Raw genomic sequence first — 14,287 nt, forward strand, 5'->3', positions numbered from 1 at the left:
TCCCCACGCTTTCGCACCTCAGTGTCAGTATCAGTCCAGGTGGTCGCCTTCGCCACTGGTGTTCCTTCCTATATCTACGCATTTCACCGCTACACAGGAAATTCCACCACCCTCTACCGTACTCTAGCTCAGCAGTTTTGAAAGCAGTTCCCAGGTTGAGCCCGGGGATTTCACTTCCAACTTACTGAACCACCTACGCGCGCTTTACGCCCAGTAATTCCGATTAACGCTTGCACCCTTCGTATTACCGCGGCTGCTGGCACGAAGTTAGCCGGTGCTTATTCTGTCGGTAACGTCAAAGTAGCAACGTATTAGGTTACTACCCTTCCTCCCAACTTAAAGTGCTTTACAATCCGAAGACCTTCTTCACACACGCGGCATGGCTGGATCAGGCTTTCGCCCATTGTCCAATATTCCCCACTGCTGCCTCCCGTAGGAGTCTGGACCGTGTCTCAGTTCCAGTGTGACTGATCATCCTCTCAGACCAGTTACGGATCGTCGCCTTGGTGAGCCATTACCTCACCAACTAGCTAATCCGACCTAGGCTCATCTAATGGCGCGAGGTCCGAAGATCCCCCGCTTTCTCCCGTAGGACGTATGCGGTATTAGCGTCCGTTTCCGAACGTTATCCCCCACCACTAGGCAGATTCCTAGGCATTACTCACCCGTCCGCCGCTCTCAAGAGAAGCAAGCTTCTCTCTACCGCTCGACTTGCATGTGTTAGGCCTGCCGCCAGCGTTCAATCTGAGCCATGATCAAACTCTTCAGTTCAATACTGCTTGGGTTTTGAGAAAACCCTAAACTTGGCTCAGCAATCGCAAAACTCTCAATTTAATGAGAGGTAACTCTCGAATTAACGAGTGTTGCTTTGTGATGCTGATAATCTTGCGACTAACAGTCTTACCTCACAAGCACCCACACGAATTGCTTGATTCAGTTGTTAAAGAGCGGTTGGTTAAGTCTTTCGCCTCAACCGAGGCGCGCATTCTACAGCAGCCTCATTCCTCGTCAAGTGATTTTGAAAATTTCTTTTCAATCTCAACCACTTGCGCCTTCGATCAACATCTAGCTTCTCGTCAGCGGGAGGTGAATTCTACAGCGTTTCAAACCACTGTCAACCGCCTCTTTTACCGCTTTCGATCTACCTGACCGAACCTCTTCAGACTCAAACACCACCACCTGAAGAGGTGGCGCATTCTACGCAACTTTCGCTGCTTTGCAAGCCCTTATTTAAATATAACTTCTTGTTTTATAAGAAGTTTAAGGAACCGCTTACACCTGAAGAGCTGCGCATTATAGGGACAGAAAATCCAAGGTCAACCGATTGTTGCGCTTTTGTTTCACCCCCAGCAAAAGCCTGCGCAACAATCCAAGCACCGCGTCGCCTGCAGAAACGACAAAGCCGTTGAAGCTGACGCTTCAACGGCTTTGTCGAACCAACCGCACAACAACCTACACAGCAGTGAGCGGATAGGTTATTCCGTCTTGAGCGTAATCCGCGCGAACGCTTTCTTACCCGCCTGGCAAACGTGCACCGCACCTACCTTATATATGAAGGAGCGATCAACCACCTCGCCATCGACACGCACACTGCCGGAACCCAGCAGATCACGCGCCATCGCCGCATTCTTTACCAACCCAGCTTTATTCAGCAGTGCAGCAATCGGCATATCTTCTGCGGACAGGACTTCGATCTCGGGCAAGTCTTCCGGCAGCTCACCATCCTTCATGCGATTCCCCGCCGAACGATGCGCACTGAGCGCTGCCTCTTCGCCATGGAAACGCGCCACAATCTCTTCAGCCAGCTTGATCTTGATATCGCGCGGGTTGGCACCCTGCTCGACATCACGCTTGAACTGCTCAATCTCATCCATGGAGCGGAAGCTGAGCAACTCAAAATAACGCCACATCAGCGCATCTGGCATGGACACCAGCTTGTTGTACATAACCCCCGGCGCTTCCTGGATACCGATGTAGTTACCCAGTGACTTGGACATCTTTTTAACGCCATCCAACCCTTCAAGCAGCGGCATGGTGACAATGCATTGCGAGGCCTGCCCATAGGAGCGCTGCAATTCGCGCCCCATCAGCAGATTGAATTTCTGATCAGTGCCGCCCAGCTCTACATCCGCCCGAAGTGCAACCGAGTCATAGCCCTGCACCAGCGGATAGAGGAATTCGTGAATGGCGATCGGTTGATTGGTCGAATAGCGCTTACTGAAGTCATCGCGCTCGAGCATGCGCGCAACGGTGTACTGCGAGGTCAGGCGGATGAAATCTGCTGGCCCCATCTTATCCATCCAGGTGGAGTTGAACGCGACCTCGGTTTTCGCCGGATCAAGGATCTTGAACACCTGGCTCTTGTAGGTTTCGGCGTTCTCCAACACCTGTTCACGGGTCAACGGCGGGCGAGTCGCGCTCTTGCCGCTGGGATCACCGATCATTCCCGTGAAGTCGCCGATCAGGAATATCACCTGATGCCCAAGCTCTTGGAACTGACGCAGCTTATTAATAAGCACGGTGTGCCCGAGGTGCAGATCCGGCGCCGTTGGATCAAAGCCGGCCTTGATACGCAGTGGCTGACCACGCTTGAGTTTCTCAACCAGCTCGCCCTCAACCAGAACCTCTTCCGCGCCACGCTTGATCAGCGCCAACTGCTCTTCAACCGACTTCATGACAGGACTCACGACCACTCAAAACAAAAGGGAACCAACCATACAAGATCGCAGACAAATCACAAGTTTTGCCCACCACCCGCCTACGCTAAGACCAGCGCGCGACAACCGGGGTTGCCTAGCTAGCGATTTGGTTATATTTTATACAGTTACTGCATATTCATCATTTTGTTTATCTATTTTTCTTTTCATCTTTTCAAAGTCAAAAAGCCGCCTATGACCTCTACAACTAAAGCGCCGCCTCTGTATCCGAAAAGCCATATCCTGGCAGCCAGCGGCGTCGCCGCCCTGCTGAGCCTAGCCCTCCTGGTTTTCCCCACCCGCGAAGTAGAAGCTAAAAAGACCTTTATAAACCTTGAGCTGGACAATGGTGCCGAGTATTCCGAGCAGCAGAATGACCCCGAATCCGCCAATTCACTGAGCCTTGCCCCAAGCGAATCCCCTTTTGCGAGCAGCGCGACAGACGCACGCCAAGATAAGCTGCAAGCCAGCCAACCTGAAGAGCCTCAGGAGACCGACCCGCTACACCGCGTTGTTCGCGTCGAGAATGGCGATACGCTGTCCACGGTTTTTGCCAAGGTCGGCCTGAGCGCCACCGTCCTGCATGCCGTACTCAACAGCAGCAAGGACGCCAAACAGCTAACACGCCTGAAAGTGGGCCAGGCTCTGGAGTTCAACCTGAGCACCGATGGTCAGCTTGAAAGCCTGCACAGCAAACTCAGTGACCTGGAAAGCATTGCTCTGACCAAAAGCGAAAAGGGCTTCAGTTTCAAGCGCGAGCTGGTCAAGCCTGAAGTCCAGACCACCTACACCCGCGGAGTGATCAACAGCTCGCTGTTTCTTTCGGCCAAGCGTGCCGGCCTGTCGCACAACCTGACCATGGACCTGGCCAACGTATTCGGCTATGACATCGACTTCGCCATGGATATTCGCGAAGGTGACGAGTTCGAGTTGATCTACGAGAAGAAAGTGGTCAACGGCAAACAGGTCGGCACCGGCAATATCCTCTCCGCACGCTTTATCAACCGCGGCAAGACTTACACCGCCGTGCGTTACACCAACAAACAAGGCATTAGCAGCTACTACAACGCCAATGGCGAGAGCATGCGCAAAGCCTTTATCCGCACTCCAGTGGATTTCGCCCGGATCAGCTCACGCTTCTCCACAGGCCGTCGCCACCCAGTACTGAACAAGATTCGCGCTCATAAGGGTGTGGACTACGCTGCGCCACGTGGCACACCGATCAAGGCGGCCGGCGACGGACGCATTACCTTAGCCGGCCGGCATGGCGGTTATGGCAATGCCGTGATCATCCAGCACGGCCAGCGCTACCGCACCCTATACGCCCACATGAACGGCTTTGCCAAAGGCATTCGCAGCGGCACTAACGTCAAGCAAGGGCAGATCATCGGGTATATCGGCACTACCGGTTTGTCCACAGGCCCGCATCTGCACTATGAATTCCAGGTCAACGGCGTGCACGTTGACCCACTGAGCCAGAAACTGCCGATGGCCGACCCGATTGCCAGCAACGAGAAAGCTCGCTTTATGCAGCTGAGCAAACCCCTGATGGCACAAATGGACAAAGAAAAGTCCACCATGCTCGCCCTCAACAATCAGCGCTGAACCATGCCTCTCTACCTGGGCGTGATGTCCGGCACCAGCCTCGACGGGCTGGACATCGCGCTGATTGAGCAGACCGATACGACCCAGCTGCTCGGCACCCACTACCTGCCCATGCCCGACGCGTTGCGTAGCGACCTGCTCAGCCTGTGCGCCTCTGGTGCAGATGAGCTGGCCCGCGCAGCTGTCGCCGAGCAGCAGTGGGTGCACCTCGCAGCGCAGGGCATCAACAACCTACTCAAGCAACACGGCATCGCCGCGCAACGTATTCGCGCCATCGGCAGTCACGGCCAAACCGTACGCCATGAGCCAGCGCGAGGGTTTACTGTCCAGATCGGCAACCCGGCATTGCTGGCTGAGCTGACCGGCATCAGCGTCGTCAGTGATTTTCGTCGCCGGGATGTAGCCGCTGGCGGTCAAGGTGCACCGCTGGTTCCGGCCTTCCATCAGGCTCTGTTTGCAAGCCCAAAGAGCATCTGCGCGATTCTCAACATCGGTGGTTTCAGCAACCTCAGCCTGCTGGAGCCTGAGCGCCCAGTGCATGGTTTCGACTGCGGGCCGGGCAACGTGCTGCTGGATGCCTGGATACAGCGCCATCAAGGCGTGGCCTATGACCAGCATGGCGCGTGGGCAGCCAGTGGCCAGGTGCAGACGCACCTGCTGCAGACGCTACTGAGCAACCCTTACTTCCAGACGGAAGGCCCGAAGAGCACAGGCCGTGAACTGTTCAACCTGGACTGGCTGGATCAGCAGCTGCAAACCCTGCCGGCCTTGGTCGCAGTAGACGTGCAGGCCACCTTGCTGGAGCTGACGGCGATCAGCATTACCGAGTCGCTCAAGGCCGCTCAGCAGAACACCGAACGCCTGCTGGTCTGCGGCGGTGGCGCGCACAATCACAGATTGATGCAGCGCCTGGCCCAATTACTGCCGCAGTGCCAGGTCAGCAGCACCGATGAGCAGGGCGTACCCGCCGACTGGGTTGAGGCCATGGCCTTTGCCTGGCTGGCGCATTGCTGCCTGGAAGGCATTCCGGGCAACCGCCCCAGCGTCACTGGCGCACGTGGCCTGCGGGTTCTCGGGGCAATCTACCCCGCCTGATGGCCGCGCAACCCAACAGCCAGAAACGACAACGCCGTGCTCAAGGCACGGCGTTGCAGTCAACCGCCTGAATCAGATCGAGAACGAAGAGCCACAACCACAGGTGGTGGTGGCGTTGGGGTTCTTGATTACAAACCGCGACCCTTCCAGCCCTTCCTGATAATCGACTTCGGCACCCGCCAGGTACTGGAAGCTCATCGGGTCAACCACCAGGCTCACACCTTCGCGCTCGATGATGGTGTCATCCTCGGCCACGTCTTCATCGAAGGTAAAACCATACTGGAAGCCGGAACAGCCGCCTCCCGTTACAAACACGCGCAACTTCAAGCGCGGGTTGCCTTCTTCATCGACCAGGCTCTTCACCTTGTTCGCCGCCCCCTGCGTAAATTGCATTGCACTGGGGGTGAAGGTTTCGACGCTCATGCTGATTAACTCCCGGCGCTACGCGCCATACTGCGTTCTGAGCGGCATTATCCGCTTACCCTAGAAAAGCGGTCAACTATTGTGCGGCATCCTGCGGTTGCGGCAGCTCCAGCGGTCGCGCCTCGTCCTGCAAGCGGCACAGGCGCCCTTCGATCTGCGCCCCCATGGCCATTTCCATCAGGGCGTAGTAGAGATTGCCGCGCACCCGCGCACGCGAACCGAGCTCCAGATGCGTGCTGGCGTGGACGTCACCGATGACCTCACCGTCGATCACGATATGGGGGGCGCGGATCTCACCTTCAACCCGGCCTTGCACACTGATGCGCACCATGCCTTCGCTGGCCAGCAGATTGCCATGGACCTGGCCATCGACCTGTACCGCGCCCTGAAACCGCAGGTCGCCATGCAATTCGGCGCCTACCGCTATCAGGCTGGTCTTGCCGGCGAAACGCTGCACGTCAGGGCGCGCCTTGTCTTTATTCCACATAGGGAACGGCTACTCCTCGTTGTTCCATTTGAACGTGCGCAGCAGCGGCTTTTCACCCTGCACCTCGGCACGCACCTTGATTTCACGCGGGATAAAGCCCTCAGGCAACTTCAGCTCGGCGAAGCGCCCGGCGTCAGGGATGGCCTGGAAGTGCTTGAAGGCAAAGGCAATCGTTTGCCCTGGCAGCGCGTCTGGCAAGCCAGCAGTCAGCGCCGCCAGCTCAAGCGTGACATCCTGCTCGCCCTGCTTACCCACTATAGAGACCTGCAGCTGGCCTTCCAGCGGCGTTTCGCCTTTCCCCACGCGGCTCAGGAGTATCTTGTAGCGGAAATGCTCAGGCTTGTCCGTGGCTTGCAGCTCAAAGGTCTTGATCCGTAGCCCTTCGCGGCGACTGGCCGGAGCCAGTACGCCCTTGTAGAACGCCAGGTCCTGCTGCTGCTTGTAGATTTGCTCTTCCAGCAGCTTGATGCTCAGACGGCTTTGCTCATTGGCCTGCTGGCTGACCTTCTCGGCACTGCTGAGTACCACCAGACGCTGGCGCAACTCGTCCACCTCACGCAGCAACTGCTCATCGCGTACTGCCACGCTCGCCGGCTCCGCCTGCACAGCGGGCTGGCGCTGCTGTTGCCACAAGCTCCCGGCATAAAAAGCCAGCGGGATACACAGCACCAGCAGCATGGCAAACAAGCGCACGCGCCGGGCACGCGCCGGATCGTGCAGGCGAACCTCCCAGCCTGCCATCAGGGCAGCAAGGCTGCGTGCGACAACCCCAGGCGCTCATCGAGGCCGAAGAGGATGTTCATGTTCTGCACGGCCTGACCGGAAGCGCCTTTGACCAGGTTGTCGATCACCGAGAGCACCACCACCAGATCACCATCCTGCGGACGGTGCACGGCGATCCGGCAGACGTTGGCACCGCGCACGCTACGGGTTTCCGGATGGCTGCCGGCCGGCATTACATCGACGAAAGGTTCGTTGGCATAGCGCTGTTCGAACAGCGCCTGCAGATCCACCGAGCGGTCGACCACGGTGGCGTAAAGGGTGGCGTGGATACCGCGAATCATCGGCGTCAGATGCGGCACAAAAGTCAGGCCGACATCCTTACCCGCCGCCCGGCGCAGGCCCTGGCGAATTTCCGGCAGATGGCGATGGCCCTTCACGCCATAGGCTTTCATGCTTTCGCCGGCTTCGCTGAACAGCGAGCCGACGCTGGCCCCGCGCCCGGCACCACTGACCCCCGATTTGCAGTCGGCGATCAGTTGCGTGGTATCGGCCAACCCGGCCTCCAGCAGCGGGATCAGCGCCAGCTGCGCAGCCGTCGGGTAGCAGCCCGGTACCGCAATCAGACGCGCCTGCTTGATCGCGTCGCGGTTGACTTCCGGCAGGCCGTAGACCGCCTCAGGCAACAGATCCGGCGCACCGTGAGGCTGGCCGTACCACTTGGCCCATTCATCAGCATCTTGTAGGCGGAAGTCGGCGGACAGGTCGATCACCTTGGTGCCAGCAGCCAGCAACTCGCCGGCCAGGGCATGGGCGACGCCATGCGGCGTAGCAAAAAACACCACATCACAGGCACCCAGGGTGGCGACATCCGGCACGCTGAACACCAGGCTGTCGTAATGACCGCGCAGATTCGGGTACATCTCGTCGACACGCATGCCTGCTTCGGAGCGCGAGGTGATGACCTCAACCTGCGCTTGCGGGTGCTGCGCCAACAAACGCAACAGCTCGACACCGGTGTACCCCGTGCCGCCGACGATTCCGACCTTGATCATCACTTGCCCCTTTGCAATACCAGCAGTGGAAAGCTGCCGATAATACGGCCGCTTCGGCCAGGGGCCAACCGCCAGTGATGACGGCGACGGTCACGCCCACTACTATCGGGGCACTTTTCTGCAACGAGTTCGGACAATGCTCTATCTGTGGCTCAAGGCTCTGCACATCATCGCCATGGTCTGCTGGTTCGCCGGCCTGTTCTACCTGCCACGCCTGTTCGTCTACCACGCCATGAGCACGGACGAGGTCAGTCGCGAGCGTTTCTGCATCATGGAGCGCAAGTTGTATCGCGGCATCATGTGGCCGTCGCTGATTCTTACCGTCGGCCTGGGCCTGTGGCTGATCAGCCTTAACCCGAGCTACTACTTCAGCCAGGGTTGGATGCACGCCAAGCTGAGCCTGGTGGCGCTGCTGCTGGTCTATCAATTTATGTGTGGCGCCCAGCTCAAGGCCTTTGCCCGTGGCGAGAACCAGCGCAGCCATGTGTTCTACCGCTGGTTCAATGAAGCGCCCGTGCTGGCCCTGCTGGGCATTGTCATTCTGGTCGTGGTTCGTCCGTTCTAATTCCATCAAGAGGATTACTGCATGTCGCTGCCTGCCCTGCTCGAACAACGCCTGCGCCTGCCCGTCGTCGCCGCGCCGATGTTTCTGGTGTCCAACCCGCAACTGGTGCTGGCCTGCTGCAACAATGGCATCGTCGGTAGTTTCCCGGCGCTGAACCAGCGTGAGAGCAGTGGTTTCAAAGACTGGCTGGAAGAGATCGAGGCCGGCCGCAGCGAAACGGCGGCGCCCTATGCAGTCAACCTGATCGTACATGGCAGCAACCCGCGCCTGCAGGCGGATCTGGCGATCTGCGTCGAGCAGCGCGTACCGATTGTGATCACCAGCCTCGGTGCGGTGAAGGAAGTGGTGGATGCCGTGCACAGCTACGGTGGCCTGGTGTTCCACGACGTGACCACCCGCCGGCATGCCGAGAAAGCCGCTGAAGCGGGCGTCGATGGCCTGATCGCAGTCGCCGCCGGCGCCGGCGGACATGCCGGCACCTGGAGCCCGTTTGCACTGATCGCGGAAATCCGCCAGTTCTTCGATAAAACCCTGCTGCTCGCCGGCTGCCTCAACCAAGGCCACGAGATACTCGCCGCCCAATTGCTCGGCGCCGACCTGGCCTACCTCGGCACCCGCCTGATCGCCACCCAGGAAAACGCCGCATCGGCCGCTTACAAGCAGATGATCCTCGACGCCAACGCCGCCGACATCATCCACACCCCGGCGGTATCCGGTGTACCGGCGAGCTTTATGCGCCAGAGCCTGGAGCAGGCCGGGTACGACCTCAAGCAGCTGCAGAACAAGGGCGAGGTCAACTACGGCGAGAAACTCAAACCCATGGATGAAGAGGCCAAGGCCTGGAAAACCGTATGGTCGGCGGGCCAGGGCGTCGGCAACATCCGCGACCTGCCGAGCGTCGAGCAACTGATAACCCGCCTCGACAACGAATACCGCGCAGCGCTTATAAGCAGCCGACAACTGCAACAACGCTGGGCACGATGAAGCGACGCAGCCTGCTCGGTCTCGGCGCACTCGGGCTGCTGGCCGGCTGGGCGCTGCGCCCGAACGACCTTGGTCAACCGCACACGCCCTACTTCGCCGCGCTTAACCAGTTGCTGCGCCGTGAGGGCAGTGGCATCCCCCTACTGGTGGTTGACCTCGCGCGCCTGGATCAGAACGCCGAACAGTTGGCCAGTCAGCTCGGCGGCCAGTTACCGCTGCGGTTGGTGGCCAAATCCCTGGCCTCCATCGGTCTGTTGGAATACCTGGCAAAGAAGCTCGGTACGCAGCGTTTTATGGTATTTCACCAGCCGCAGATCAATCAGCTCGCGGTGAACTTCCCTCAAGCCGACCTGCTGCTCGGTAAACCCTTGCCCGCGGCGGCCGCATTGAGCTTCTACCAGCAACTGCCCCAAGGCAGCGCCTTTGTCCCCAGCCAGCAGTTGACCTGGCTGGTCGACAGCCAGGTCCGCCTGCAGGAATACGCCGCCCTGGCCAACGCCCTCGGCCAGCCGCTGCAAATTGCCTTCGAGATCGACATCGGCCTGGCGCGCGGCGGTTTTGCCACACCGCAAGCGCTCGGCCTGGCGCTCAATTGGCTGCGCAGCACTCCGAATCTGCTGCGCATCCGTGGCCTGATGGGCTATGACGCACACCTGGCCCATACGCCCTTCTGGGTCAATCAAGACACGGCCTTTGCCCAGAGCGCAGCGCGCTACCAGGCCTTTATTGCCAGTGCGGCCACCTTTAGTGAGTTGTGGCCGGCGCAACCGCTGCTCAATGGTGCCGGCAGCCTGACCTATGCCCTGCACACGCGCCTCGCCACACCGCTGAATGAGGTCGCGGTGGGCTCGGCACTGCTCAAACCCAGCGACTTCGACAGCCCCTTGCTCAGCGACCTGCAGGCAGCCTTGTGGATCGCCAGCCCGGTACTCAAGGCACTGCCTGGGCAGTTGCCGTTTCTCGACTCGGCACAGCCGTTGCTGCAACGCTGGGATCGTAACCGTCAGCAGACGTACTACCTGTATGGCGGACAATGGCCAGCCACTCCGGTTTCACCCGCCGGGCTGAGCTATGACGCGCTGTATGGCCGCAGTGCCAACCAGGAGCGGCTAATCGGCTCCCTCGGCACGGGCTTGCAAGTCGATGACTGGGTGTTCCTGCGTCCGCAACGCTCGGAGGGGCTGTTCGAGCTGTTCAACCAGCTCGTACTGCTGCGCAATGGCCGCCTGGTCGGCAGCTGGGCGGCGCACGGCAGAGCGTGAAACACCTCTAGGGACGCACATATTTGCCGGCAAAGCGGCTTGTTTACGGGCCTGCAGGCCAGCTAGTCTGTAGCGCAACTCCATCCTGGCACCGACAAGGACGCCAACATGACCCAAGCCCGCTACAAGATTGTCTTCAACGGCGAGTTGATGCCAGACGCCAGCCTGGAAGCCACCCAGGAAAACCTCGCCCGGCTGTTCAAGAGTGACCTGACGCGAATCCACTCGTTGTTTATCGGCAAAGCCATCGATCTCAAACGCGACCTCAGCGAGAACGAGGCGGATCAGTACCTCAAGGCCCTGCAAAGCGCCGGCGCCATGGTGCGCAAGGAGCAGGACTTCGCTGCCAGCCTGAGCCTGGTGGAAACCGACGACCACCGCGCCCCTGATAGCGAACCAGCCAGCAACGTCCCGATGACCTGCCCCAAATGCGGCCATCAGCAAGCCAAAGCCATTGAGTGCTCGGCATGCGGCATCGTTATCGAGAAATTTATCGCTCGCCAGGCTCTGCTCGCGGAAAACCCACCAGAAGTCGTCAGCACGGCGGCCAGCCCCTATGCCACGCCCAAAGCCACTGTGGCGGAAAGCCTGCCCGAATTTGCCGAACTGAAGGTGATCGGCATCGAAGGGCGGATCGGCCGTTTGCGCTACCTGGCCTGGTCACTGGTCTTGATACTGGCCTGTATGCCTGTATTCGGCATCGCCGCGGGCTTCTTTGCCGCCTCGGAAATACTCGGCGGTCTGTTGATGGCTGTCGCCGGTATTGCTGTTGCCGTGGTCAGCATCATGTTCGGGGTAAAGCGCCTGCACGATATCGGCTGGTCAGGCTGGTTACTGCTGATCACCCTGGTGCCGGTGGTGGGTGGCGTATTCTCGCTGCTGATGTTCATCATCCCCGGTAGCACTGAAGCTAACCGCTTCGGTCCACCGCCACCACCCAACAGCACGGCGGTGAAAGTCCTTGCCCTGCTGTGGATCGCCCTGATCATCGTCGGCATCCTCGCGGCCATCGCCCTGCCCGCCTATATGGGCTATGCAGACGCTGCCGCCTAAGACGCAACCTTGCACGGTGCGAGGGGTCGAAAGGCCCCTTCCCGGAGAATCCTATGACCCGTTATGCGCTTATCACCGGAGCTTCCAGCGGTATTGGCCTGGCATTGGCCGAAGCCCTGGCCCGGCGTGGCCGCAACCTGATTCTGGTGGCGCGCCAGCGCGATGCGCTGGAAAGTATTGCCTGCGAGCTGACCCAGCGCTTTTCCGTGGAGGTGCTGTTCCGCGTCTGCGACCTCAGCCAGCCGCTGCAGGTCAGTGGCTTGCTGCATGAGCTGGAGCAAGGCGAGCGCAGTATCGATCTGCTGGTGAACAACGCCGGCATCGGCACCTCGGGCGCTTACGTGGCTCAGGACTGGGCGCGTGAGCAGCAACTGATCGAGCTGAATATCCTGGCCCTGGCGCGCATGTGTCATGCCATCGGCGCCATCATGGCCGGCCAGGGCAGCGGGCAGATTCTTAACGTCGCCTCGGTCGCCGGCTTTCAGCCAGGCCCTGGCATGAGCAACTACTACGCCAGCAAAGCCTATGTGCTGCACTTCTCCGAAGGCCTGCGCGAGGAGCTGAAAGCCGACGGCGTGAAAGTCTCCGTGCTCTGCCCAGGCCCCACTCGCAGTGCGTTCTTCCGCAGCGCCAGCATGGACGTCAAAGCCCTGCAAGGCAGCAAACTGATGATGAGCTGCGAAGAAGTGGCACTGATCACGGTTAAAGCCCTGGAGAAGAATCGCGCGATCATCATCCCGGGTTGGCGCAACCGCCTGCTCGCCCTCAGCCCGCGCCTGGCACCGCGCTGGCTGGTCCGACGGATCAGTGCGCGGCTGAATCGCCAGTTCGGCAAGCCGGCAGCCTAGCTAGCCGGCATTGACCGTACGGCCGTCCGCCCACGCGCGCAGCGCCGCAAGGTCTTCGGCCATCACCACCGACAGCGGCGCAGTACCCTGAATGCTTTGCAACAACAAGGCCTGAGTCACTGTCTGTTGTTGCGCCTGTGCGGCATACAGGGCGCTGACCACCGCCTGCTCGATCTCCGCGCCGGAAAAGCCATCGCAAGCAGCGGCCAACTGGGCCAGATCAAACTCCGTCACCTCCAGCTCACGCCGCGCCAGGTGAATCCGGAAAATTTCGGCCCGCACTGCCGCGTCCGGCAGGTCGACAAAGAACAGCTCATCGAAGCGCCCCTTGCGCACCAGCTCCGGCGGTAGCCGGGAAATCGCGTTGGCCGTGGCCACCATAAATACCGGCGCCTTGCGCTCGGCCATCCAGGTCAGCAGGGTGCCGAGCACGCGCTGGCTGACGCCGCCATCATGGTCACCGCTGGCCAGGCCCTTCTCGATCTCGTCCATCCACAGCACACAGGGCGCCATCTGCTCGGCCAGCTTGAGCGCCTCACGCAGGTTGCGCTCGGTTTCACCGAAGAACTTGTTGTACAGGCAGGCGAAGTCCAGGCGCAGCAGGGGCAAGCCCCACAGGCCGGCGATGGCCTTGGCGGCCAGGCTCTTGCCGCCGCCCTGTACACCCACCAGCAGCACACCCTTGGGCAGATCGACGCCTTTGCCTTCGAGAAAGATGCTCTGCCGATCCCCCAGCCAGCGCTTGAGGTTGCTCAGCCCGCCGACCTCGGCGAAACGTGCCGTGTCATATTCGAAGCTCAACACCCCATCGAGATCGAGCAGCTTGAATTTGGTTTTGTTCAGTTCCGGCAGGTCTTCCTGAGTGATCGCGCCGTCGTCGCAGATGACATTGCGCGCCAGCGCCCGCGCCTCGGCATGGCTGAGGCCGCGCAGGTTCTTCACCACCTGCTGCAGGGTGCGGTTATCGGTGCGCACCCGGGCGTTGCGGTTACGCGCACTCCAACCGGAGGCCTCGTCACGCACGATGGCCAGCAGCTCTTCTTCAGAAGGCAACGCCAGGCTGAAACGCGAGGCGTAGCGCTGCACCTCGGGTGGCAACTTGCAGGCGTGGGATACCAGCACCAGCGTCGGCTTGCTGGACAACTCGCTCATGGCGATTTCCTTGAGCAAACGCACCAGCTTGGGGTTGTCCTCAAGAAACGGATGCAGATCGCACAGCACATAGAGCGTCGGCTGAGTGTCCGCCTTGATCAGGCGCAGCGCGGTCTCCGGTTCCAGGGTGGCGCTGTCGACCGGTTCCTGAATGGAATAGCCCACGCGCTGCAAGCCCTCGGTCACCGACCACACCTGCAAGCCAAGACCACGGCGCACAGCAAGCCCGGTCAAGGTTTCCAACACCCGCGGCTCATCCCAGGACTCGATCAGCACCAGCTTGGTTTTGGAATCCAACACCAGGCCCAGATCATGAATATCGTTTTTCACCCACACTCCTTG

At 59.9% G+C, this 14,287-nt stretch carries 13 protein-coding genes and 1 rRNA gene (1 of these 14 only partly in view); 7 read left to right on the top strand and 7 right to left on the bottom strand.

All coding sequences use genetic code 11. The features are described from left to right. Window positions 1-771: ribosomal RNA gene (locus ACSQ17_RS07370) — 16S ribosomal RNA — on the bottom strand (it extends 766 nt beyond the left edge of the window). 704 nt (window positions 772-1,475) lie between these two features. Further along, on the bottom strand, window positions 1,476-2,675 hold the full coding sequence (tyrS, locus tag ACSQ17_RS07375; RefSeq protein WP_436068121.1) for a tyrosine--tRNA ligase: 1,200 nt from the start codon (window positions 2,673-2,675) through the stop codon (window positions 1,476-1,478). A gap of 216 nt (window positions 2,676-2,891) precedes the next feature. Between tyrS and ACSQ17_RS07380 the strand changes: the two genes are divergently transcribed. Beyond that, window positions 2,892-4,301, top strand: a complete 1,410-nt coding sequence (locus ACSQ17_RS07380) for a peptidoglycan DD-metalloendopeptidase family protein (RefSeq protein WP_436068122.1) — start codon at window positions 2,892-2,894, stop codon at window positions 4,299-4,301. Between the two features lie 3 nt (window positions 4,302-4,304). Beyond that, window positions 4,305-5,396, top strand: a complete 1,092-nt coding sequence (locus tag ACSQ17_RS07385) for an anhydro-N-acetylmuramic acid kinase (protein WP_436068123.1) — start codon at window positions 4,305-4,307, stop codon at window positions 5,394-5,396. Between the two features lie 72 nt (window positions 5,397-5,468). On the opposite strand, the gene erpA is transcribed toward ACSQ17_RS07385, so the two are convergent. The 4 genes from erpA to argC all read right to left on the bottom strand — a co-directional run bounded on the left by erpA (window position 5,469) and on the right by argC (window position 8,081). Continuing rightward, the gene (erpA, locus tag ACSQ17_RS07390; protein WP_436068124.1) at window positions 5,469-5,819 is read right to left on the bottom strand and encodes an iron-sulfur cluster insertion protein ErpA; all 351 of its coding nucleotides are present in this window, start codon (window positions 5,817-5,819) and stop codon (window positions 5,469-5,471) included. A gap of 76 nt (window positions 5,820-5,895) precedes the next feature. After that, a complete protein-coding gene (locus ACSQ17_RS07395) occupies window positions 5,896-6,306 on the bottom strand; it encodes a bactofilin family protein (protein ID WP_257779320.1) in 411 nt (136 codons plus the stop codon). 9 nt (window positions 6,307-6,315) lie between these two features. Next, complete coding sequence (locus ACSQ17_RS07400) at window positions 6,316-7,047, bottom strand: DUF6776 family protein (RefSeq protein ID WP_436068125.1); 732 nt, start codon at window positions 7,045-7,047, stop codon at window positions 6,316-6,318. Further along, window positions 7,047-8,081, bottom strand: coding sequence for an N-acetyl-gamma-glutamyl-phosphate reductase (gene argC, locus ACSQ17_RS07405; RefSeq protein ID WP_436068126.1), 1,035 nt, complete (start codon window positions 8,079-8,081; stop codon window positions 7,047-7,049). Before argC ends, ACSQ17_RS07400 begins: the two co-directional genes overlap by 1 nt. Window positions 8,082-8,217: 136 nt before the next feature. Here argC and hemJ point away from each other — a divergent pair, with 136 nt between their 5' ends. The 5 genes from hemJ to ACSQ17_RS07430 all read left to right on the top strand — a co-directional run bounded on the left by hemJ (window position 8,218) and on the right by ACSQ17_RS07430 (window position 12,793). Continuing rightward, window positions 8,218-8,646 carry a protoporphyrinogen oxidase HemJ gene (gene hemJ / locus ACSQ17_RS07410; protein ID WP_436068127.1) on the top strand — a complete coding sequence of 143 codons (429 nt, stop codon included), beginning with the start codon at window positions 8,218-8,220 and terminating at the stop codon, window positions 8,644-8,646. 21 nt (window positions 8,647-8,667) lie between these two features. Further along, window positions 8,668-9,630: an NAD(P)H-dependent flavin oxidoreductase gene (locus ACSQ17_RS07415; protein WP_436068128.1), complete on the top strand. Its 963-nt coding sequence runs from the start codon at window positions 8,668-8,670 to the stop codon at window positions 9,628-9,630. Further along, entirely contained in the window at window positions 9,627-10,892 is a 1,266-nt protein-coding gene (locus tag ACSQ17_RS07420) for an alanine racemase (RefSeq protein ID WP_436068129.1), read from the top strand. The genes ACSQ17_RS07415 and ACSQ17_RS07420 overlap by 4 nt, the downstream gene beginning before the upstream one ends. A gap of 108 nt (window positions 10,893-11,000) precedes the next feature. After that, on the top strand, window positions 11,001-11,945 hold the full coding sequence (locus ACSQ17_RS07425; RefSeq protein WP_436068130.1) for a DUF805 domain-containing protein: 945 nt from the start codon (window positions 11,001-11,003) through the stop codon (window positions 11,943-11,945). Between the two features lie 53 nt (window positions 11,946-11,998). Further along, window positions 11,999-12,793 (top strand): SDR family NAD(P)-dependent oxidoreductase, encoded by a 795-nt coding sequence (locus tag ACSQ17_RS07430; protein WP_436068131.1) that lies wholly within the window; start codon window positions 11,999-12,001, stop codon window positions 12,791-12,793. Here the strand turns inward: ACSQ17_RS07430 and ACSQ17_RS07435 are convergent, their stop codons facing one another. Further along, entirely contained in the window at window positions 12,794-14,275 is a 1,482-nt protein-coding gene (locus ACSQ17_RS07435; protein ID WP_436068132.1) for an AAA family ATPase, read from the bottom strand. Window positions 14,276-14,287 lie beyond the last annotated feature (12 nt).

Source organism: Pseudomonas sp. LjRoot71 (assembly GCF_964253255.1).
Lineage (GTDB): Bacteria > Pseudomonadota > Gammaproteobacteria > Pseudomonadales > Pseudomonadaceae > Aquipseudomonas.

Excerpts from the sequence above, each read along its gene's own strand:
- ACSQ17_RS07415 (WP_436068128.1), top strand. The coding sequence starts at position 8,668 with ATGTCGCTGCCTGCCCTGCTCGAACAACGCCTGCGCCTGCCCGTCGTC.
- ACSQ17_RS07385 (WP_436068123.1), top strand. The coding sequence starts at position 4,305 with ATGCCTCTCTACCTGGGCGTGATGTCCGGCACCAGCCTCGACGGGCTG.
- ACSQ17_RS07395 (WP_257779320.1), bottom strand. The coding sequence starts at position 6,306 with ATGTGGAATAAAGACAAGGCGCGCCCTGACGTGCAGCGTTTCGCCGGC.
- ACSQ17_RS07380 (WP_436068122.1), top strand. The coding sequence starts at position 2,892 with ATGACCTCTACAACTAAAGCGCCGCCTCTGTATCCGAAAAGCCATATC.
- ACSQ17_RS07430 (WP_436068131.1), top strand. The coding sequence starts at position 11,999 with ATGACCCGTTATGCGCTTATCACCGGAGCTTCCAGCGGTATTGGCCTG.
- hemJ (WP_436068127.1), top strand. The coding sequence starts at position 8,218 with ATGCTCTATCTGTGGCTCAAGGCTCTGCACATCATCGCCATGGTCTGC.
- argC (WP_436068126.1), bottom strand. The coding sequence starts at position 8,081 with ATGATCAAGGTCGGAATCGTCGGCGGCACGGGGTACACCGGTGTCGAG.
- erpA (WP_436068124.1), bottom strand. The coding sequence starts at position 5,819 with ATGAGCGTCGAAACCTTCACCCCCAGTGCAATGCAATTTACGCAGGGG.
- ACSQ17_RS07400 (WP_436068125.1), bottom strand. The coding sequence starts at position 7,047 with ATGGCAGGCTGGGAGGTTCGCCTGCACGATCCGGCGCGTGCCCGGCGC.
- ACSQ17_RS07425 (WP_436068130.1), top strand. The coding sequence starts at position 11,001 with ATGACCCAAGCCCGCTACAAGATTGTCTTCAACGGCGAGTTGATGCCA.
- tyrS (WP_436068121.1), bottom strand. The coding sequence starts at position 2,675 with ATGAAGTCGGTTGAAGAGCAGTTGGCGCTGATCAAGCGTGGCGCGGAA.
- ACSQ17_RS07420 (WP_436068129.1), top strand. The coding sequence starts at position 9,627 with ATGAAGCGACGCAGCCTGCTCGGTCTCGGCGCACTCGGGCTGCTGGCC.